This window comes from Paraglaciecola mesophila (genome assembly GCF_009906955.1).
Taxonomy (GTDB): Bacteria; Pseudomonadota; Gammaproteobacteria; order Enterobacterales; family Alteromonadaceae; genus Paraglaciecola; species Paraglaciecola mesophila_A.
Map to the genome: position 1 here is coordinate 995,266 of NZ_CP047656.1, position 21,983 is coordinate 1,017,248.

At 43.9% G+C, this 21,983-nt stretch carries 18 protein-coding genes and 1 tRNA gene; 6 read left to right on the forward strand and 13 right to left on the reverse strand.

Going from position 1 to position 21,983, the window contains the following annotated elements:
- Window positions 1–7: 7 nt before the first annotated feature.
- From purN to fadE, 3 genes are all read left to right on the forward strand, one after another.
- The gene (gene purN / locus FX988_RS04190; RefSeq protein WP_254700718.1) at window positions 8–646 is read left to right on the forward strand and encodes a phosphoribosylglycinamide formyltransferase; all 639 of its coding nucleotides are present in this window, start codon (window positions 8–10) and stop codon (window positions 644–646) included.
- Window positions 606–1,331 (forward strand): DUF3108 domain-containing protein, encoded by a 726-nt coding sequence (locus tag FX988_RS04195; protein ID WP_160178482.1) that lies wholly within the window; start codon window positions 606–608, stop codon window positions 1,329–1,331. The genes purN and FX988_RS04195 overlap by 41 nt, the downstream gene beginning before the upstream one ends.
- A 216-nt stretch (window positions 1,332–1,547) precedes the next feature.
- Entirely contained in the window at window positions 1,548–4,013 is a 2,466-nt protein-coding gene (fadE, locus tag FX988_RS04200) for an acyl-CoA dehydrogenase FadE (RefSeq protein ID WP_160178483.1), read from the forward strand.
- A 181-nt stretch (window positions 4,014–4,194) separates the two neighbouring features.
- Here fadE and FX988_RS04205 read toward each other — a convergent pair whose 3' ends face one another.
- The 7 genes from FX988_RS04205 to thrS all read right to left on the reverse strand — a co-directional run bounded on the left by FX988_RS04205 (window position 4,195) and on the right by thrS (window position 11,355).
- Window positions 4,195–4,491: an integration host factor subunit alpha gene (locus FX988_RS04205; RefSeq protein ID WP_006991121.1), complete on the reverse strand. Its 297-nt coding sequence runs from the start codon at window positions 4,489–4,491 to the stop codon at window positions 4,195–4,197.
- Window positions 4,492–4,496: 5 nt separating this feature from the next.
- Window positions 4,497–6,884, reverse strand: coding sequence for a phenylalanine--tRNA ligase subunit beta (gene pheT / locus FX988_RS04210; protein ID WP_160178484.1), 2,388 nt, complete (start codon window positions 6,882–6,884; stop codon window positions 4,497–4,499).
- Between the two features lie 12 nt (window positions 6,885–6,896).
- Window positions 6,897–7,877 (reverse strand): phenylalanine--tRNA ligase subunit alpha, encoded by a 981-nt coding sequence (pheS, locus tag FX988_RS04215; protein WP_160178485.1) that lies wholly within the window; start codon window positions 7,875–7,877, stop codon window positions 6,897–6,899.
- A gap of 311 nt (window positions 7,878–8,188) precedes the next feature.
- The gene (rplT, locus tag FX988_RS04220; RefSeq protein ID WP_006991118.1) at window positions 8,189–8,545 is read right to left on the reverse strand and encodes a 50S ribosomal protein L20; all 357 of its coding nucleotides are present in this window, start codon (window positions 8,543–8,545) and stop codon (window positions 8,189–8,191) included.
- 15 nt (window positions 8,546–8,560) lie between these two features.
- Window positions 8,561–8,758 (reverse strand): 50S ribosomal protein L35, encoded by a 198-nt coding sequence (gene rpmI, locus FX988_RS04225; protein WP_006991117.1) that lies wholly within the window; start codon window positions 8,756–8,758, stop codon window positions 8,561–8,563.
- Window positions 8,759–8,875: 117 nt separating this feature from the next.
- Window positions 8,876–9,403 (reverse strand): translation initiation factor IF-3, encoded by a 528-nt coding sequence (gene infC, locus FX988_RS04230; protein ID WP_160182092.1) that lies wholly within the window; start codon window positions 9,401–9,403, stop codon window positions 8,876–8,878.
- A gap of 35 nt (window positions 9,404–9,438) precedes the next feature.
- The gene (gene thrS / locus FX988_RS04235; RefSeq protein ID WP_160178486.1) at window positions 9,439–11,355 is read right to left on the reverse strand and encodes a threonine--tRNA ligase; all 1,917 of its coding nucleotides are present in this window, start codon (window positions 11,353–11,355) and stop codon (window positions 9,439–9,441) included.
- A 160-nt stretch (window positions 11,356–11,515) separates the two neighbouring features.
- Here thrS and FX988_RS04240 point away from each other — a divergent pair, with 160 nt between their 5' ends.
- The 3 genes from FX988_RS04240 (at window position 11,516) to FX988_RS04250 (ending at window position 14,153) form a co-directional block, all read left to right on the forward strand.
- Entirely contained in the window at window positions 11,516–12,196 is a 681-nt protein-coding gene (locus tag FX988_RS04240) for an START domain-containing protein (RefSeq protein ID WP_160178487.1), read from the forward strand.
- Window positions 12,197–12,359: 163 nt separating this feature from the next.
- Window positions 12,360–13,103: a pteridine reductase gene (locus FX988_RS04245; RefSeq protein ID WP_160178488.1), complete on the forward strand. Its 744-nt coding sequence runs from the start codon at window positions 12,360–12,362 to the stop codon at window positions 13,101–13,103.
- Between the two features lie 9 nt (window positions 13,104–13,112).
- Window positions 13,113–14,153: a DUF3080 family protein gene (locus FX988_RS04250; RefSeq protein ID WP_201751631.1), complete on the forward strand. Its 1,041-nt coding sequence runs from the start codon at window positions 13,113–13,115 to the stop codon at window positions 14,151–14,153.
- Here FX988_RS04250 and FX988_RS04255 read toward each other — a convergent pair.
- The 6 genes from FX988_RS04255 to FX988_RS04280 form a co-directional block, all read right to left on the reverse strand.
- Complete coding sequence (locus tag FX988_RS04255) at window positions 14,150–14,905, reverse strand: 3'-5' exonuclease (RefSeq protein ID WP_160178489.1); 756 nt, start codon at window positions 14,903–14,905, stop codon at window positions 14,150–14,152. The genes FX988_RS04250 and FX988_RS04255 overlap by 4 nt on opposite strands.
- Before the next feature lie 16 nt (window positions 14,906–14,921).
- Window positions 14,922–16,832, reverse strand: coding sequence for a DUF294 nucleotidyltransferase-like domain-containing protein (locus FX988_RS04260; protein WP_160178490.1), 1,911 nt, complete (start codon window positions 16,830–16,832; stop codon window positions 14,922–14,924).
- Window positions 16,833–16,963: 131 nt separating this feature from the next.
- Window positions 16,964–18,589, reverse strand: a complete 1,626-nt coding sequence (locus tag FX988_RS04265) for a BCCT family transporter (protein ID WP_160178491.1) — start codon at window positions 18,587–18,589, stop codon at window positions 16,964–16,966.
- Between the two features lie 53 nt (window positions 18,590–18,642).
- Window positions 18,643–19,992 carry a porin gene (locus tag FX988_RS04270; protein WP_160178492.1) on the reverse strand — a complete coding sequence of 450 codons (1,350 nt, stop codon included), beginning with the start codon at window positions 19,990–19,992 and terminating at the stop codon, window positions 18,643–18,645.
- Between the two features lie 740 nt (window positions 19,993–20,732).
- Window positions 20,733–20,809: transfer RNA gene (locus tag FX988_RS04275), tRNA-Val, on the reverse strand.
- Between the two features lie 122 nt (window positions 20,810–20,931).
- On the reverse strand, window positions 20,932–21,975 hold the full coding sequence (locus FX988_RS04280; protein ID WP_160178493.1) for a protein-glutamate methylesterase/protein-glutamine glutaminase: 1,044 nt from the start codon (window positions 21,973–21,975) through the stop codon (window positions 20,932–20,934).
- Window positions 21,976–21,983 lie beyond the last annotated feature (8 nt).

Sequence of the window (21,983 nt, forward strand, 5' to 3'; positions counted from 1 at the left end):
TTCCACTATGACAAAAATTGTAGTGTTAATTTCCGGGAACGGTTCAAACCTACAAGCATTAATCGATGATATAGCAGAACAGAAAATAGCGGCACAAATTGTTGCCGTTATTTCTAATAAAGCAGATGCCTATGGTTTAGAGCGTGCAGCGCAAGCAAACATCCCTTGCCATGTCATTAGTCACAAAGATTATTCATCTCGCGAAGAGTACGACGCCCAGCTACACAGCACCATTGCAGGTTTTTCACCTGATTTGGTTGTTTTAGCTGGATTCATGCGCATATTAACCCCTTGGTTTGTTGAGCAATATACGGGTAAGATGTTAAACATTCATCCTTCATTACTGCCTAAATATAAAGGTTTGGATACGCATCAACGAGCCATAGATGCCATGGATGAAGAACACGGCGCTTCGGTACACTTTGTTACCCCTGAGCTCGACGGCGGGCCGGTTGTGTTGCAATCTAAAGTACCTGTTTTTGCCGATGAAACAGCCTCACAACTTGCATCGAAAGTGCAAGAACAAGAGCGCCAAATGTATCCATTAGTGGTTCGCTGGTTTTGCCAAAAGCGACTGCTAATGCTTAATAATAAGGCTTATTTAGATGGAAATGAAATACCAATCACAGGTTATGCAGCTGATTAAGAAACCTTGGGTTTTAGGTTTGTTTTTGATGCTGGGCTCAGTGGCCCAAGCCGCTGCGTTACCTACATTTGATGCCGAGTATACTGCCTATCGTTACGGTAAAAAGCTGGGATATGCGCTTCTCAGCGTGGAAAATCTCGAAAAAGATACTTATCGAATGGAGTACCACTCGAAAGTGTCTTTGTTCTTTTTATCTGACAAGCGCACTGAAATCAGTGATTTTACTTACGTCGACAATAAAATTGTTCCGCAAAACTATCGTTTTAGTCGCACAGGTACAGGCAGTAATAAAAGTATCAAGGTTGTTTTTGACGCAAGCAAAGACAAAATATTTATTGATAAAGAGCCTGCCATTGACTGGCAAGATCAGTTTGATAACCAGCTATACCGCTTAGATCTTCAACAGAAGCTTGCTCAAGGCCAGAAAGAGTTTAACTATCACGTCATAAATTACCGCGGCCAACAGCGTGATTACCACTTAAAAGTGATGGGCACCGAACAGTTAACCCTGCCTTACGGTATGCTTGAAGGAATAAAAGTGGAAATTGTTCGTCATAACTCGACGAGAGAAACCTTTGCTTGGTTCTCGCCGCAACTTAATTATCAATTGGTCCGCTTACAGCAGTTTAAAGATGATAAAGAACAAGGCGATATTCAGCTTAAAACATTTACGGCCACACAATAGTTAACACATTATGCAGTGACTCATCCACGTCACTGCATAAATAACGTCCCACCTAACTCTCATGCCTCACCCTAGCCGTTATAACCTTGCTAGATAATTAATCATTTAGCTAAAACATTAACCAAATAGTGACAATTGGCGTAAGCTAAAGCTTGATATTGTGTTGGCAAAATACTACTCTGACACTCTGGTCTGACCTCTATATTTGGAGTCTTTATGCAAACGTTATTATGGACACTTATTATTATCGCTACCCTTGGGGCGGCGAGCTATTTTAGAATGAAACTTATGAATGCGACGTTCGCCGTCGCTATCGCTATGCTGTTAGGCAGTATTTTTGGCCCTATAGGAGGCATTGCATGGCTAGTATTTTTAATCATTGCTATTCCATTGAACGTGGAATCTTTACGTAAAAAATACCTCACGGCGCCGATTTTAGATACGTACAAAAAAATCATGCCTGAAATGTCGAGCACAGAGCGAGACGCTATTGACGCCGGAACAGTGTGGTGGGACGGAGAAATATTTAGCGGTAATCCTAATTGGCAAGCCTTACACAGTATTCCTCAAGCGCGTTTATCTGCTGAAGAACGAGAGTTCTTAGACGGACCTGTTGCTCAAGTCTGCCAAATGGTTAACGACTGGGATATCACCCACAAAGACACAGACTTAACGCCCGAAGTATGGCAGTTCCTCAAAGACAACAAATTTTTCGCGATGATCATCAAAAAGCAATACGGTGGTTTAGAGTTCTCTGCCTACGCCCAGTCTCGCGTATTGCAAAAACTTTCTGGCGTCAGTGCGGTCTTGTCCACCACTGTGGGTGTGCCTAACTCCTTAGGGCCAGGCGAATTATTGCAACACTATGGAACCAAAGATCAACAAGATCACTACTTACCTCGCTTGGCGTCAGGTGAAGAAATTCCTTGCTTTGCATTAACAGGCCCAGAGGCTGGCTCAGATGCAGGCTCACTACCTGACAGCGGTATCGTGTGCAAAGGTGAATGGGAAGGCAAAGAAGTCATTGGTTTACGCCTAACATTCGATAAGCGTTATATCACCCTTGCTCCTGTAGCAACTGTAATCGGTTTAGCGTTTAAAATGTACGATCCTGACGGCTTAATCGGTGACAAGGAAGATATCGGTATTACCTGTGCGTTGTTACCTCGCGATACCAAAGGAATGGAAATTGGCAACCGCCACTTTCCTCTTAACGTGCCGTTTCAAAATGGCCCCATTCGCGGAACAGACATTTTTGTCCCTCTTGATTTTATTATTGGTGGCGTGGAAATGGCTGGTCAAGGCTGGCGTATGCTGGTTGAGTGTTTGTCCGTGGGACGTTGTATTACCTTACCTTCAGCATCAGCAGGTGGGGCGAAAAGTATTGCATTAGCAACCGGTGCTTACGCTCGTATTCGTCGTCAATTTAAAATGCCTGTTGGTAAAATGGAAGGCGTTGAAGAAATGCTAGCCAGTATAGGCGGTAATGCTTATTTAATGGATGCCGTAACAAGTCTAACCACTAAAGCGGTTGATTTAGGCGAGAAGCCGTCGGTTGTTTCTGCTATTTGCAAATATCACCTAACGGAAAAAATGCGCCAATTAGTCAATGACGCAATGGACGTGCACGGTGGTAAAGGCGTCATGCTTGGGCCAAATAATTATCTGGGCCGTGGTTACCAAGGCGCCCCCATCGCCATCACTGTTGAAGGGGCGAACATTCTCACCCGAAACATGATGATTTATGGTCAGGGCGCTATGCGTAGCCACCCTTTCGTCCTTAAAGAGCTATATGCCGCAAGTAATGAAGATAAAGAGCAAGGCCTGAATGACTTTGATGATGCAGTATTCGGTCATATCGGTTTTGCGATCAGCAATACGTTTAGAAGTATCTGGTTCTCTTTAACCGGTGCTCGCTTAGCGGGTGCGCCATTTGACGATGAAACCGCTGTTTACTATCGTTCGTTACAGCGTTTTAGCAGTAATTTGGCGTTATTATCTGACGTTTCCATGGCTGTGCTTGGTGGAGAGTTAAAGCGTCGTGAACGTATCTCAGCGCGTTTAGGCGATGTATTAAGCTATATTTATTTAGCGTCAGCCGTTCTCAAGCGCTATGACGATCAAGGTCGTTTAAAAGAAGATTTGCCGCTAGTACATTGGGCCATGCAAGATTGCTTATTTAAGCTAGAAACCGCACTGATTGAGCTGTTTGAGAATTTCCCATCCAAAGTCATGGGTGTCATGCTAAAGGCTATCATTATGCCGTTTGGTCGTTCTTACCAGCGTCCTTCCGATAAAATTGAGCATAAAATTGCGTCTATCTTGCAAAGTCACAATGGCTCACGTAGCCGTTTAGGTGAAGGTCAGCACTTTGGTGAGCAAGACTGTTTAATGGGTGACTTAGAGCAAACCTTGAAAGATGTACTTGCTAGCGAGCCGGTGTTTGACAAGGTTTGTAAGGCTGCAAACGAGCGTTATCCGTTCACAGGACTTGATGCAATTGCACAAAAAGGCTTAGAGCTTGAGGTCATCACCGAGCAAGAAGCAGAGTTACTTAAGCGTACAGAAGCGGGTCGCTTACGTACGATTAACGTTGATGATTTTGACCCTAAAGAGCTAATCGCCAATACTCAGGCAGCAAAGCCTAAGCGTCGCTCAGGGAAGTCCACAGAAGCTGCGTAACATGCATCCCACTGTGAGCAACAGTGGAACAAAACCAAAATACCGCTTTTCATAAAGCGGTATTTTTTTGTTTGGTGTTTGGTGTTTGAGTAATATAAACACCATAATGGGTGAGTTTCAGACATAAAAAATCCTCTACATAATGAATTATGCAGAGGATTAATTGCTAAAACGAACTGGTTTACTCAGTCGGTTTCGTATTTTCTACACGGCTTTTGAGTTTTTGACCCGGTCGAAACGTAACAACGCGTCTCGCCTTTATAGGGATATCTTCACCCGTTTTAGGGTTACGCCCTGGTCGTTCACTCTTTTGTCGTAAATCAAAGTTACCAAAACCAGATAGCTTAACTTGCTCACCTGATTCCAATGCCTCACGGACTTCTTCGAAAAATGCTTCAACAAGATCTTTGGCATCTCTCTTGTTCATACCTAACTTTTCAAATAAATGTTCCGCCATTTCGGCTTTGGTTAACGCCATATCCGTCAATCCCTCAATGTAGCCCCAAATTTCTCTGACAACTTGGTCAGAATACCATCGACCACGGCTTGAATTTCCGCTTCTTCAAGGGTTCTCGCCATGTCTTGCAAAGTCAATGAAATAGCCAAACTCTTAAATCCTGGCTCGATGCCTTTACCTCGATAGATGTCGAACAAGTTTAGGCCAACTAGTTGATTTGCGCCAAATTTTTGGATGCAATCTAAAATTTCACCAACAACTTTATCATCGTCTACAACGATTGCAATGTCACGTCGATTTGCAGGAAATTTCGAAATTTCTTTCGCTTCAGGGAGTTTTTTAACCCCAAAAGCATCAATTTCAAGTTCAAACACGAAAACGCGTCCATTTAAACCCAACAATTTTTCGAATTTCGGATGCACTGCACCTAACACACCGACAAAGGTATCCCCGCGATAAATCGCTGCGCTTTGGCCTGGATGTAACGCACTGTGCTGTGCGGCCTCAAAGCGGAACGTATCGATTGGTGCTACCTGACTAAGCAATGCTTCAACATCTGCTTTGGCGTCGAAAAAGTCGACGGCTTTGTCTGCACGATCCCAATTGGCCTCATGCAAATTGCCGGCAATAACACCAGAGAATACCGATTCTTGACGCACGCCCATTTTCTCAGACGTATCAGGGATAAAGCGTAAACCGGACTCAAACAAACGCACACGCGACTGTTGACGCTTTTGGTTGTACGAAACCGCTTGAAGCAATCCTGTCCAAGCGCTGACTCGCATGGCTGACATGTCTGACGAGATTGGGTGTGGCAACACGATGGCATCAATTTCAGGATACAATTGACTCTGCACTTTAGGATCAACAAACGAATAGGTAATCGCTTCTTGATAATCGCGATTGACAAGCGCTTGCTTAAGGTCATTTACCTCTAATGTTTGCTCTTTACGCCCTGACATTTTTAATTCGGCGTTTGGTGCCACATTAGGAATATTATTGTAACCGTAAACTCGCGCTATCTCTTCAATAAGATCTTCTTCAATCGAAATATCGAATCTATACGCAGGCACGCTCACCTGCCATTGTCCATCCGACTCACTTACATCTAAGCCTAAACGGGTCAGGATATCCCCTACTACGCTTGCTTCAATTTCAATGCCCAACACTCGGGACAAACGTGCAGCACGAAGCACCACGTTCTTTACCGGAGGGATGTATTGTTCATCCGTTGCGTCAACGATAGGACCCGCCTCTCCACCGACAATGTCAAGCAGCAACGCTGTTGCTCGCTCCATTGCTTGGCGCTGCATTTGAGGGTCAACCCCTCGCTCGTAGCGATGTGACGCATCTGTGTGTAAGCCGTATTGACGAGCCTTACCCATGATTGCATCCGGTGTAAAGAATGCACTTTCCAGAAAGATATTTTGACTAGTGGAAGTGACGCCTGACGCCAACCCTCCAAAAATACCAGCCATAGCCAGCGCTTTTTCTTGATCCGCAATCACTAAAGTATTGTCTTTTAGCTTTACCTTAGTCTCATCAAGTAACACTAACTCCTCGTCTTGCTTGGCCATTCTTACAACGATATCACCTGATAATATGTCGTTATCAAACGCATGCATTGGGTGCCCAAGCTCTAACAATACAAAATTAGTCACATCGACTACGGCATCAATGCTGCGCACACCACTGCGACGCAGCTTTTCTTGCAACCACATAGGTGAAGGCGCATTGGCGTTTATGTTTTTGATGACACGGCCTAAATAACGCGGACAAGCTTGTGGTGCAGCGAGTGAAATACCACGAGTATCAGCAATACTGGTTGCCACTTCAGGGTAAACAGGCATATCAACGTTGCTTTGGTTCAATACGCCCACTTCACGTGCTAGGCCACGCATGCCTAAACAATCCGCGCGGTTTGGTGTTAAATCAACTTCAATCGTGACATCGTCTAACTGTAAATAGTCTCGTATATCTTGACCCACAGGTGCGTCAGCCGGTAGCTCGACGATTCCATCATGGTCATCAGAAATACCCAGCTCAGAAAAACTACACAACATGCCAAATGAAGGCTGTCCGCGTAATTTCGCTTTTTTGATTTTAAAATTACCTGGTAACACTGCGCCAACTTTAGCGACTGCAACTTTAAGGCCTTGACGACAATTTGGCGCACCGCAAACGATATCAATTAACTCTTCATCGCCTACATTAATTTTTGTTACACGCAGCTTATCTGCATCTGGATGTTGGCCGCACTCAACCACTTCACCCACAACGACACCACTAAACTCACCCGCTACCGGTTCTACACCGTCAACTTCAAGGCCAGCCATAGTAATTTGATCTGCAAGCTGCTGTGTAGAGATATCAGGATTCACCCACTCTCTTAGCCACTTTTCACTGAATTTCATACTTTCTCGCCCTTACTTAAACTGCTTTAGAAAACGAAGGTCGTTTTCGAAAAATGCGCGTAAATCATTTACGCCGTAACGCAACATGGTGAGTCGCTCAACCCCCATGCCAAAGGCAAAGCCAGTGTAGACTTCAGGGTCAATATTCACCGCACGTAAAACATTGGGATGCACCATGCCGCAGCCCAGCACTTCAAGCCACTTACCGTTTTTTCCCATCACATCTACTTCAGCTGAAGGCTCGGTAAAGGGAAAATAAGAAGGACGAAAACGCACCTGCAAATCCGCTTCAAAGAAGTTATTTAAAAAATCGTGAAGAATACCTTTGAGCTGAGTAAAGCTCACATTCTTATCAACCATCAAGCCTTCAACTTGGTGGAACATTGGTGTATGGGTTTGGTCATAATCATTACGGTAAACGCGACCAGGTGAAATGATACGCAATGGCGGCTGCTCAGCTTCCATGGTGCGTATTTGCACACCAGACGTTTGCGTTCTTAGCATCACATCAGGATTAAAATAAAAGGTATCGTGATCAGCACGAGCCGGATGATTAGCAGGAATATTTAACGCATCAAAGTTGTGAAAACCATCTTCAATTTCAGGGCCAGTTTTAACACTGAAACCCAACTCAGCAAAAAAGCTTTCAATACGATTGATGGTGCGCGTTACTGGGTGTAACCCGCCTACTTCAGTCGAGCGACCAGGCAAAGAAACATCAATTGATTCAGCAGCCAATTTCTTGTTCATCTCTTGCTCACGCAGGAGTTCGCCACGCTGATGAATAAGCTGTTGAATTTGTTGTTTTGCCTGATTTATTTTTTGACCCGCAGCAGGACGCTCTTCATTCGACAATTTGCCCAAGCCTTTGAGCAATTCAGTCATGCGGCCTTTTTTGCCCATGAAGTCTACGCGAACCGCATCAAGCGTGCTGGCATCTTGGGCGACGTTGATTTGCGTTTCTGCCTCTTTGATTATGGCATCAAGATCCATAGTTTCCTCGAATTGGATTAAATATTGAGTCACTGACCATAGATCTAAAAAAGCATGGCTGGACATATAAAAAGAACCCGCAATTCTACACGATAGCGACAGGGTCAGGCTAGATGCAATTACTGGAAAGTACGGATATTAAACACATTTTCTTCCAAATGCGAAAAACATCAAGGATGAAACTAAAAGTAAATTAGTGGGAAAACGGTTTGCGTGCAGTAAAAGGTATAATGAGAAATCGTGAGCAAAAAAAAACGGCGAGCATCCGGCTCGCCGTTCTTCGAAAGAACTTAAACTTAATTGTTAATTAATTAAGCTAATGCACCTTTAGCAGCATCTACTAATGCGCTAAATGCGTTTTTGTCATGTACTGCGATATCAGCCAAAATCTTACGATCGATTTCAACAGATGCCTTCTTAAGACCGTTAATAAAACGGCTGTAAGACATACCATTTTGACGAGCCGCAGCATTGATACGTGCAATCCACAATTGACGGAATTGACGTTTCTTCTGACGACGGTCACGGTAAGCGTATTGACCAGCTTTTGTTACTGCTTGAACAGCAACGCGGTAAACTCGACTACGAGCTCCGTAATAACCTTTGGCTTGCTTTAGTACCTTTTTGTGACGGGCACGTGCCACAACACCACGTTTTACTCTTGCCATATTCTAAATCCTCTCTTAAACGTAAGGTAACATGCGTTGAATTAACGCAGTGTCAGCTACATGGGCCAATTTCTTGCCACGAAGGTGACGTTTACGCTTAGAGCTCTTTTTAGTCAAAATATGACGCAAGTGAGACTGCTTGCTTTTGAAACGACCTGAAGCGGTTTTTCTAAAACGCTTGGCAGCTCCACGGTTTGTTTTCATTTTAGGCATTGCTAAAACTCCGCATTGTTAATGACTTAACTGCTTTGCAGAAACAGAAAGTCGTAGTTACATAGTGTGTAATAAGGTGAGCTAGGGTGCAGTTCCCTGACTACTTGTAGACCTTAATTACTTCTTAATTGGGGCGAGCACCATGATCATCTGACGACCTTCAACCCGATTAGGGAAAGATTCGCAGTTGGCAATGTCTTCTAAATCGCCTTTAACACGATTAAGTAGATCAATACCGATATCTTGATGAGCCATTTCACGGCCGCGGAAGCGGATCGTTACTTTAGCCTTATCACCACCTTCTAGAAAGCGACGCAGGTTGCGCAGTTTTACCTGGTAATCGCCTTCATCAGTGCCAGGGCGAAATTTAATCTCCTTGACCTGAATTTGCTTTTGTTTTTTCTTCTGCTCTTTTTGAGCTTTACTCTTTTCGAAGATGAATTTTCCGTAATCCATTACCTTACATACAGGCGGTTCTGCATTAGGACTAATTTCAACCAAATCTAAATTAGCTTGCTCAGCGGTTTCGAGAGCTTCTGTGATTGACACAACGCCAACCTGCTCCCCATCCTTGCCTACTAAACGAACTTCATTTACTGTAATTTCTTCGTTAATACGAGCTTTGCCCGAATCTTTAGCCTTAATGTTAGCGCCTTTAATATGTTATTCCTCCACGAAATTTACTGAATTTGTTTGCTTTTGATCTGTTCACAAGCCAATTCAATGAAAGCATCGACCGACATCTTACCAAGATCATCGCCTTTGCGTGAACGTACTGCTATTTCACCAGCTTCAATTTCTTTATCACCGACAACAAGCAAATACGGGACACGCCTAAGCGTGTGCTCGCGGATTTTAAAGCCTATCTTCTCATTTCTCAAGTCTGACTTGGCTCTAATTCCAATTTCTTTTAGTTTTTTCACTACTTTTTGCGCATATTCACTCTGATTGTCAGTAATATTCATTACAACCGCTTGAGTCGGTGCTAACCAAAGTGGGAAGAAACCTGAATACTCTTCAATCAAAATACCAATAAAGCGCTCAAGTGAACCTAAAATTGCACGGTGGATCATAACCGGTACTTTACGCTCTCCATCTTCGGCAACATAAGTTGAACCGAGACGCCCTGGCATTGAAAAGTCCAACTGAACCGTTCCGCACTGCCATGCTCTGTCTAAGCAGTCATGCAAAGTAAATTCGATCTTCGGGCCATAGAACGCCCCTTCACCTGGCAGGTATTGAAAATCAATCCCTTTTGAGGTCAATGCTTCGGCTAATTCTTTTTCTGCTTTATCCCATACTTCGTCACTGCCCACGCGTTTTTCAGGGCGAGTTGAGAGTTTTACAGAAATATTTTCAAAACCGAATATCTTGTAGATTTCGTATACTGAATCAATACACCCGCCGACTTCGGCCAAGATTTGATCTTCAGTACAGAATATATGCGCATCATCTTGAGTAAATCCGCGCACACGCATCAAACCGTGTAATGCACCTGATGGCTCGTTTCGGTGACAACAGCCAAACTCGGCCATACGCAGCGGCAAATCACGGTATGACTTAAGACCTTGGTTGAAAATTTGAACATGACCCGGGCAATTCATAGGCTTGACAGCATATTCACGTTTCTCTGATGTGGTAGTGAACATGTTTTCGGCGTATTTATCCCAATGCCCTGACTTCTCCCATAAGGAACGGTCCATCATTAGTGGGGCTTTGACTTCATCGTATTCGTATTCACGTAATTTGCTGCGCACAAACTTTTCAAGTTCGGTGTATATGCTCCAGCCATCATTGTGCCAAAACACCATGCCAGGTGCTTCTTCTTGCCAATGGAACAAATCAAGCGCTTTACCAATTTTACGATGGTCACGCTTTTCTGCTTCTTCTAACCGATTTAAGTAAGCTTTAAGTTGTTTCTTATCAGCCCAAGCGGTGCCATAAATACGCTGCAACATTTTGTTGTCGCTGTCACCACGCCAATAAGCGCCCGCGACCTTCATTAATTTAAAGTGTTGGCAGAAACGCATATTAGGTACGTGAGGCCCGCGGCACATGTCCACGTATTCTTCGTGATGATACAAACCAGGCGTTGCGTCTTTAGGGATGTTCTCGTCTAGGATCTGTATTTTGTATTCTTCGCCACGCTCTGCAAAGGTGTCTCTGGCTTCTTGCCAGCTGACGACTTTCTTCACCACGTTATAATTGGTTTTCGCCAATTCAAGCATGCGTTTTTCTAACTTCACTAAGTCTTCATCGTTCAGGGAATGCTCCATGTCGATGTCATAGTAAAAGCCGTTATCAATAGTAGGACCAATTGCCATTTTTACGTCTGGCCATAATTGCTTAATTGCATGACCGATTAAATGCGCACATGAGTGACGAATAATTTCTAATCCATCTTCATCTTTAGCAGTGATAATCTGCAATTGTGCATCTTTTTCAATCAGGTCACACGCATCAACGCGCACACCGTCTACTTTTCCAGCAATGGTGGCTTTGGCTAAACCTGGTCCAATATCATTAGCTACATCAAGTACTGAAACTGCGTTGTCAAATTGGCGTTGACTGCCATCGGGAAGTGTAATTATGGGCATAATAATCCTTGTGCAGTGGTGACACCTACCAAGCGCCACATGCAAAATATCTGTTGCGAATACATCGCGGAAAATAAAAAAACACCTCTTATAGGTGTTATGTTGGCTGTTCTGTTACGATCAAAACAGGGCGGTGATTATAACGAGATTTGTACAAACTATGCAATCGTCATTCAAATACTCTCTATCAGGGATCATTTTTTATGCAGCCTGCAGTATTAACGGGTGGTGCAGCGATAATGAAATAAGCAGCCAAAGCGATAATGTGCAATACACTTCGGACGACCTTGGTGAATGGGAATTGGCGTCTGAAACAAACAATGTGGTTATTTACAAGCGCAACACAACAACAGGCTACATAGAAGTACGCGGTGTTACACGGGTGCGAAATACCCCTGAGGCATTTACGGCCTTATTAGCGCAAACAGCCTTAGCACCCGAATGGATTGCAAATAATCAAGAAGTCACCGTATTATCTTCACATCAGAATACGCGCTTGGTTCGCAGTAAATTTAGTGCACCTTGGCCCCTCAAGAACCGGGATATGGTGACCCAATCGACTACCTACTATAAAGACAATGCCTTATATATAGATATTATTGATGCCAGCACGCGCTACCCAACATCAGCTGATTTTGTTCGTATTCGCGACGTAAGTGGTCAATGGATGCTATCTTCAGCTGGTAACGGTGTGACTATTATTGAGTATCGAGGCCAAGCAAACCCTGGGGGAAATATTCCTATCTGGCTAGCCAATCGTACTTTGATATCAGCCATGGGCGAAACGTTTGAAAATATTGTGCATCAGTTGGATAATCCCCCTCAAACAACGCAAGATTGATCTGCTTATATCGCTCATTCACTGGTGCTGTTAATACACTGATATGACAAAAAAATTGGATCAGCCAATTTCAAATTTTCGAAGTACAACAAATTCATCGGCTTAAAAAAATAGCCACTCGTTTTGAATCAAAAATACCGGTTTAGACACATTACGGAGCTTTATGACAGCCAAAGTCGCTTTTATTACTGGCAGTGCGAAACGCATTGGCGCAGTAACCGCAACCTATTTACACGATAAAGGGTTTAATATTGTGTTGCATTGCCATCACTCTATTGAAGAAGCTGAGTCACTGCTTGTCACGCTTAACAGCCGACGCGAAAACTCTGCACGCTTAGTGGTCGCAGATGTGCGAGAAATAGACACCTTGGCTGCGCTAGCCGAGCAAGTCGTGGCCGCTTTTGGGCGCTTAGATGTGCTCGTCAACAATGCGTCTTCGTTTTACCCAACGCCTGTAGGTAGCATTACCCAAACCCAATGGCAGGATCTCTTCGGCAGTAATGTACAAGCCCCCTTGTTCTTATCACAACATTTACTAACAAGTTTAACCGCAGCGAATGGGGCGATCATTAATATGGTTGATATTCATGCCGAAAGGCCGCTTCAACGGCATACTGTGTATAGTATGGCGAAAGCTGCGCTGGTAACTATGACGAAATCATTGGCCATTGAACTGGCCCCCAAAATACGGGTAAATGGCGTCGCGCCTGGTGCCATATTGTGGCCAGAGCAACCACTTGATGCTGCCGACAAAGAGCAGGTGTTACAACAAATACCCGCTAAATCCCTTGGAACCCCTGAAGATATTGCACACGCAATCCATTATTTGTGTGAAGCGCGGTATGTCACTGGGCACATTATTTCCGTTGACGGGGGACGCAGTGTGGTATCAAGTCACAAAGTGTAGTCAAAGGACATGACTCAGCTTCACCCTACCCAGATAGTATTCAGGCGGTTTCTGGTCACTATTATATTGCTGATTGTGGTTACTGGGTGCGGGCGCAACCAGCTCACAGATACGCTTAGGGAATATCAACAGCGCATGGCCAATGTACTGGACACATCATTTGATACGCCGATGACTTCACCGTCTTTAGTTACCTTGGACTACCCTAGCAAGCGAGATTTAATAAACCCCATCAAGCCTACCCAACTTGACGTTAAGGCGTTTTACTCGCTAAGCAAATGTGACGTAAATGTACTGATAGCCCAGCGCAATACACCACTTGGGCGCACCCAATTGCCCTCAGTTCGTTATATCTATGAAAGAGAAGTATTGGCATCACTGTCAAGGTGTAAAACCTTGATGCCACAGCACAGTGAATTATTGGATGAGTGGCTCCAATATAAACAGCTCACCTTGCCCCTAGTTTGGGCAAACCTTGTTCAGACCAGTGACGAAACCATCAATGCATTGAGTAGCAATAGTCATTTTTTTGTCTCTGCTACCCCAACCCAACTGCATGAAACGCAAAGCGCGCTGAGATATTTACTCGCCTTAAACGAGAGTGATAGCAGCCCAGCCAATAGCAGTACGCTAGAATCAAACTTAGATTTACTTTCAAAAGCGCACTTACCCGCCAAAACATGGCGAACACAGGCTGTATTGCAAAGTGAATTAAATAAAACGACTCAGTGGTTAAACAAGCAAGATCTGCATACCCTGTGCCCAGATGGCAAAGCGAGCCAGAAAATTAAATATCTTAAAAATGTTTTCACACTGTTTTTTATTGAAAAAATCCAGCCAATCGGTAGTGAATTAAATCGAGTACATTATGCCTTGACACCTTTTTACTCTGCACTAAGTCAACACCCCAGATTGGCCCCGGCGTTTCGCCAGTACATCAACACCCATGGTAACAAGGGCTTTGATGGTTACCAAAACGCGATAAAAAACCATGTGCAGTTTTGGCAAACTCTATTTAAACACTGTGGTATATCGCCACGAGCAAATTAGCACCAGATCGCGGAAATAGGCGTCGCTTCATCTGAATAATGCGTGGCTATTTGCGCCTGTAATAACTCCGCACAGGCTGTGGCATCCGTTAATGCGTTGTGCTGGCGATAATAAGGTAAATGGTAACGAGTGCGGCAATCGGTTAATCGAATAGAGGGTGTTTTTTGCCCCAATAAACTGCGCAAAAAGGTACGCTTTAAGGTGCGTGAAAAACGTGCCTCCAAGGCCATGGTATCAATACACGGAAACACTATTTCTTCGCCAATATAATGCTTCATGGCTGAATTCAAAAAACGGGTTTCAATATCTTTATGGTGAGCCACAACCACTTTACCTTGTAAGTGCTCCAGCAATTCATCTAACACCCGATTAAAGCTTGGTGCATCAGCTACATCCGAATGGGTAATTCCATGGATCACCACCGAATTACTTTTCAATTCAGTATCGGGTTTGATGATCCAGTGCTGCGCTTGGGCACAGCGTATCCGCTGGGCAGTCATGGCAACCAACCCAATACTGACAATACTGTCTGTTTTTGGGTTTAAGCCAGTGGTTTCAAAATCCAGCGCCACCAATGGAGCCTCACCAATAGGCGTATCACCACTGACCGCTCCTTGGGCATAAAAACGCTTAAGCCCCGGATAGCGAGCGTTTTTTTGCCGTTTTGCATACTCTCCTCCCCAGTCAGTCCCCTTACCTAAGCGTCGCAGATCGGGTTTATCTTGCAGAGTGCTTTTATCTAGATAAAACATAGATTGTTTTGCCCCATTACAAATGACGCCCTGGTTGGTAGCGATACTTCATATACTTTTGGGCATCACTGAGTATTTGAAAGGCATCTCGCAGGTTTTTACGTTCAAAGTCAGATAAATACTCTGGCTCAATATCATTGTCAGGCACGCGATTCATTTCTAAGTCAAACGCTTGATGGCGAATACGCACCATAGCAATAAACTCCAGCGCATCACGTAAATCAGCGCCTCGCCCCGGAGGAAGTATTTTGGCATCAATGACATCGCTTAGCCGAGAAAAACTGTTACGCCCTTTGGCACCAACTGACAACGCATGCACCCGAATTAAATCAGCAATGGGCGCGGTGCCTCTGCGCTTCATATTAATCGAATTGGTTTGTCTGCCGTCGGTTTCCATCACAAAGTCTTTAAAAAAGCCCAATGGCGGCGTGCGCAACAACGCATTTCTTGCCATACAAGCTAAAAAACGCGAGTTTTTATAAGCTTTTTGACGAATTAGCCTATTGAGCTTTTCTGCCCACGCTTTTTTCCCCCACACACCGTCTAAGTCAAAAAATATCGCGCTATTGAGCAAGGTTTCTGGCGTTGGCTTTTCAATCCATTGAGTAAAGTATTGTTCCCACACGTTTAAAGGTTGGCGCCACTTTTTATTGGTCGCCATTATGCCTCCTTTACAGTAGGTATAACCGCAGCGGTCTAACCCATCGCAGACAAAGTTAGCCAATCGACTAAAATACTCGTCATGCACTTTGGGCTCAAAACGATTATCCAGCACAAGGGCATTGTCTTGATCTGTGACAATGAGCTGTTCGTCTCTGGCCATTGAACCAAGCGCGAGAAAACAATATGGGATAGGTGGCGGGCCATACTTCTCTTCGGCGAGTTCAAGCAAGCGTTGTTTGAAGCTACGCCCAATAACGGCCATTGCACTGCCGATCATTTGTGAGTTTGCATCTTCATCTACCATGCGTGAAAAGCATGCATGAACCTCTTCTTTGAGTGTTGCAAGCTCGTCGACGTTTTGAGCGCTGAATATACTTTTCACCACAAATAAACTGTTTTGTGATTCATAGCGCAGAATATCTTGATGACTGATTAAACCAATAGGACGCGAATTTTTAAGCACAGGCAAATGCATGACTTTATGCTTAAGCATTAACATCATGGCTTCGAACACGTACTGATTACTCTGCACCGTGTTTAGCTGTGAGGTCATGATATCGGTGACAGATGTAGACAAATCAAGGCCTTGAGCCACAAAACGACTGCGAATATCGACATCAGTCACGATACCAATAACCGGCTCATCTTCCGTGTCATCGTCGGTGTTTTCAGTCGATACTTGATTGACAGGCGCTTGCTCATTAGAAATCAATACCGAAGAAACCCCTTCCTCGGTCATTCGCAACGCTGCTTCCTGAACGCTGGTGTTCGGCGGTAAAATCAAAGGGAGCTGCCCAATAAGCTTTTCAACCTTTGCCGTTAGCAGTGAGTCATTGTCTTTTTTATCTCGACTTGGGTCACGCAACCGGCTGCGATCTTCTATTTCAACATAGTCAGCAAACTGCTCATCATTATCAAAAAGGTGATTAAAGGTGCCTGCATCAATTAAATACACTAAGGTATCTTCCAGCGCCACCACAGGAAAACGCACAGGGCGATTACGCATTAAACCTAACTCACCAAAAAAGTTGCCTTCTCCGAGTCGGTTATACAGCTCCCCATCGCGACGAAATACCTCCACCGCCCCGCTTCTGATCACAAACCAGTGCTGGTTATCTTGACCAAACGTGAGTATCGGTGAACCTGCTTTAAAATAGGCTATTTCAACCCTTGAGGCGAGATGAGAGAGCTCTTGCTGAGGTATATCTGAGAATGGTTTGTGACGTTGAAAAAAGTCAGTGACTTCAACTTGTTCGATAGCCATATAGCAGCAGTCCATTTAAGAGGGAAACATTGCATGACACTAAGCTCACGCAAATACTATCAGTTCATACTTGAGCTTAAAAATAGAAAATCCAGCCCTAAGGCTGGATTTTTTTAAACCAAATACATTATCTATCTTGGTTCAGACATTAATCCTTTGACCATAGAAAACGCCGCTATCAGCAGCACAATGGTAAAAGGAAACCCTGTAGAGACCGCCATAGCTTGCAGGGCTATTAAGCCGCCGCCTAATATCAACGACACAGCAACGAGCCCTTCAAATACACACCAAAATACACGTTGTGGTGTAGGAGCTTCTACCTTGCCGCCAGCTGAAATCACATCAATAACCAGTGAGCCCGAATCGGAAGAGGTAACGAAAAAGACAATCACCAAAACAATCGCAATGAAAGACGTAATACTGGCTAGAGGCAAGCCATTAAGCACAGCAAACAATTGTAAAGGTAGTTCTGCGTTTACAGCAGTTTGATAGCCATCGGCAACGACTTGTTGTATGGCTGTACCACCAAATACTGTCATCCAGAAAACGCAGGCCACAGAAGGCACTAGCAAGACCGAAATAATGAACTCTCTAACGGTACGACCACGAGATACGCGAGCGATAAACATACCCACGAACGGACTCCAGGAAATCCACCAAGCCCAATAAAAGGCAGTCCAACCAGTTGCAAAGCCAGTGTCCTCTCGGCCGACAGGGTTAGCTAGTTGTGGCAGATAGCGCAAGTACGACACTATGTTATCGAAAAAGCCGCTCAAAATAGCAATGGTCGGTCCAACTACGAGCACGAAAAACACCAATAACACAGCTAATATCATGTTGATTTCAGACAACTTTTTAACACCTGCATCTAGACCTGCCACCACAGAAAACAAGGCTAAGCCTGTGATGCCAAGTACGAGCAAGATTTCAGTGGTTTCACCTAACGGCAAACCAAACACTGAATGTAGTCCCGATGCAGCTTGCGACGCCCCTAATCCCAACGACGTAGCTAAACCAAATAAGGTGGCCAAAATAGCTAAAATATCAATGATATGCCCTGGCCATCCCCATACTCGCTCACCTAAAATAGGATAGAAAACAGAACGAATAGTTAAGGGTAGGCCTTTATTGAATGAGAACAACGCTAAACCTAACGCCATAATGGCGTAAATAGCCCAAGGGTGAAGCGCCCAGTGATAAATAGTTGCAGCCATCGCTAACTTTTGTGCAGCAGCGGCATCTCCAGCGGCTCCTGCTAAGGGTGCAAAATCGGTGCGTACGCCATTTTCAAAGGTTGGCCCTGCGAAAGCAGTACCAAAATGCCCTAACGGTTCGCTTACCCCATAGTACATCAAGCCTATGCCCATGCCTGCGGCAAAAAGCATAGAAAACCAGCCCAAATAACTATAATCAGGCTTAGCTTCAGTCCCTCCCAAACGTACTCGTCCTAAAGGTGAAATAACCAACCCTAAACATAAGATCACAAAGATATTGGCCGCTCCCATAAAGAAGCCATCTAAATTGCCCGTTAACCAATTGCGAATACTTCCGAAAAAGGGTTCTGCTTCTGCCTGAAACATAAGCGTTAATACCACAAAAGCGATAATCATCACCCCTGAAACAGCAAAAACACGGTTATGTATGTCCAACCCAAATGGTCCAACATTGACCACAATGTTATCCTGCCCCACTTGATAATCAGTATCGATGGGATTGACTTCTCCGTCCGGTATCATCGGATCGTTGTTTTCTTTCATCGAAATTTCCTTTTATTTATTATGTACAAAAAGACTCATTACTTTGTTTTCCACTAAAAGTAATAGCCAATATTAATATTGAAGCGTTGCTCAGTTTCGTCAGTATCGCCCGCAGCGCTGCCACCAATAAAGGGCTGATTTTTAGCATGCACTAAATCGAAATAGGTAAATAGGCCACCAGCGGCCACTGACATCCCCAAGACATTCATCATGGTATCTTCGCTGTCATCTGACTTGTCATAAACCAAACCAAAATTGTTATAGAACTGCAAGTCAGTTACTGGGCCGAAATCTACTGCCATATCGTAGGCGATATTTAATGTGGTTGATTTTGCATCCGCCGCGATGGAGTCATAAAAAGAATAGGCTCCCACAGCTAATCTATCTGCTTGGCCGATATCATAGTCATATTGGCTGTGTTGAAACTGCAGATGCCAATTTTGATATTGACTGCTGGTATGAAAAGCCCACGCTTGGTAATCACCGGCGCGCTTCTCGCCATTATGAATACCACCGTGCAACGCTGAAATGCCAACCTCGGTCTTCACCTCGCCTGTATTAAAGTGATAGGCAAAACGACCAGCCAGCGTGTTGTACTCCCCTAACCCTTCTGTAGGTTCGTCATAAATGCCTTCACCCTGGGTTCGAATACCTACAATATCATAAGAATAACGATCTGAACGGTTGTCAACGTATCCATCCACGCCGCCTAATTCATCATTCTTAAAGAAGCCTACATCTAATTGCCAGTTGTCAGCAACGCTGCGTTTAAATACCACGCCTAGATCGAAGTCGTCTTCTAAACCTAGATAGTAATTAGTGCTGAAAAAATAATTCTGTGAATTATAGGCTTGATTGCCAAAAGGCACTTGCGTGATACCGGCTTGAACTTGCCAGTTTTCACTAAATTGGTAACCTGCGTAAGCGTATTTTACGGCTGTCATATAATCAAAAAAGCGTATTTCACTGTTTAAGGTAACGCCACCGACTTCACCGCTCATATTGATCCGAAAAATATCGAAGTCAAAATCCCCACCGCGATTTTTGTTTCCGTCATCGTACGAGGTATAGCTATAATTGGTTCGAATTGCACCACCAAACTTAATCCCATCTGTGCTCTCTTCTGCATCTGTGGTTTCAACTGAGTTGGTTTCTACGCTTTTTTGCTGCTTGGCTATATCGACTGACTCAGTGCTTTGATTTTGCGATGATGAAGCCTGGCTTTCGGATTGACTAACGGGTTTTGCTTGTTCTTCCAATTGCGCTAAACGGGTTTGTAAGGCTGCAATTTGCGCTTTAAGTGTTGCCAGTTCTTGTTCACTCACCTCAACAGCTGAAACGCTGAAAGAGTTCGCTATTGCTACTGATAACAGCCCTGGCTTAATACACTGTATAAGTTTCATGGTGTGTCCTTTAACTTTAAATAAAATAAACTATGTTTCCTCTCTTTTGCTTGCAGTATTCCCTGCATTTCGCCAACCATTACGCCTAATGTTATTATTTTGCTTAGGTTGTTTCTTATTATTTAGGCTTCGGGACTACCTCTACCTACTTTTATTGCTAACGAGCAAACAAAATGAAAAATGTTTCATCCATTCGCACCGTGCATTTCTCTCGCATTTATTCGGTAAATAACATCTATGTAAAATTGCCACACTGCTAGGATTCAGCAAAATGCACACCAATCACGTAACAAACAAAAAACAAGCCAGCAAAATAGATAGAGTTCAATCTATTGCTTTATCAAAATTGAATTATTTTTAGACAGAAAATGAAAAAACAGAATAAAAACTAGAGATAGTCAACACGATGATAATAACATGCTCACAGGTTAATGAACACAATCAAAAAATAACACCGTTAAAACAAACCAAAAACCCTTTAAATTACAGATGGTTAAATTTACACCTTAGTTGCAAGAGATAATATTGCATTAGCTACTGCCTACATGTGTATAAGCAAGACTTACCGCCCCGTGTGAATTCTAAACAATTTACCCGAGAACAAATTTACATTGAGCACTAATTAAAATAACAAAAAACTCGGATGATTAAAGGAGTAGAATTAACGGAATTGATAGCCAAAAGAAACGTATTCAGTAAGAAAGTCACGGCTTTGTAAAATATACAGAAGTAGAAAGAAGTGGTGCGTCCGAGATGACTCGAACATCCGACCCCTACCATGTCAAGGTAGTGCTCTAACCAACTGAGCTACGGACGCACTGAAAAGATATGCTGAGGAATCCCTCGAAGCGGCGCGTATAATAACGATGCTACTGAGCGACTGCAAGCTGTTTTTTAAGCCTTGCGTTCAGATGCTGAAATTATACACAAAACGGCGAGTTATAATCGTGAGCCCGCGTTATTTTGTGTCAAATAGCCGAGCAAGGTAGGCGTGATATCGTGTATGTCTTTTACTTGCGTTACTGCATTTAGTTCAATAGCAACTTTAGGCATACCAAACACCACACAACTCGCTTCATCTTGCGCTAGGGTAAACCCACCATTTTGCTTAAGATGCAATAACCCTTGGGCACCGTCTTTCCCCATGCCGGTTAATATCGCCGCAACCACATTATTGGCAAACGGCACGAGCGACTCAAACATGACATCTACCGAGGGTTTATGCCCACTGACAATGCCTTCGCCGTCCAATTCAATACGGTAATCAGCCCCAGATTTGACTATTTTTAGATGCATAGCCCCTGGTGCTAAATACGCATTTCCCGGTAAAATTCGCTCACCGTGCTCAGCTTCTTTAACCCCTAGGCTACAACAACTATTTAATCGTTTTGCGAAGGAGGTGGTGAAGCCAGGTGGCATATGCTGAGTTAACACTACCGCAGGGCTATTGGCAGGCATGGCCATTAATACTTTTTTGATTGCCTCTGTTCCCCCTATGGAGGCGCCGATAGCAATGATCTTTTCTGTACTTAATAAGGGTAAACGAGTCGGTGTTACAACAGTTGAAACGTTAACTCGCTTAACTTTTGCTTTCGCTACATGGCGAATTTTCTCCACGATAACATCTTGATATTGTTGTATGCCTTCGCTGATACCCAATTTAGGCTTGGCGATAAAATCTACCGCTCCTAGCTCCAATGCCCTTAGGGTGGCATCTGCGCCTTGCTCTGTCAGCGTGGATATCATCAACACAGGCGTTGGTCGCGCCTTCATTAATCTATCTAGAAAGGTTAAGCCGTCTACTTTAGGCATCTCAATATCTAGCGTGATGACATCAGGTTTGTACTTATTCACCATATCTCGTGCTGCATACGCATCCGGTGCGGCCCCCACCAGTTGCATGTCTGGCTGTTGCTCGACTATTGCTCCAATAAGACTGCGAATAAGTGCCGAATCGTCGACAACAAGAACACGAATGGTCATTTAGTACC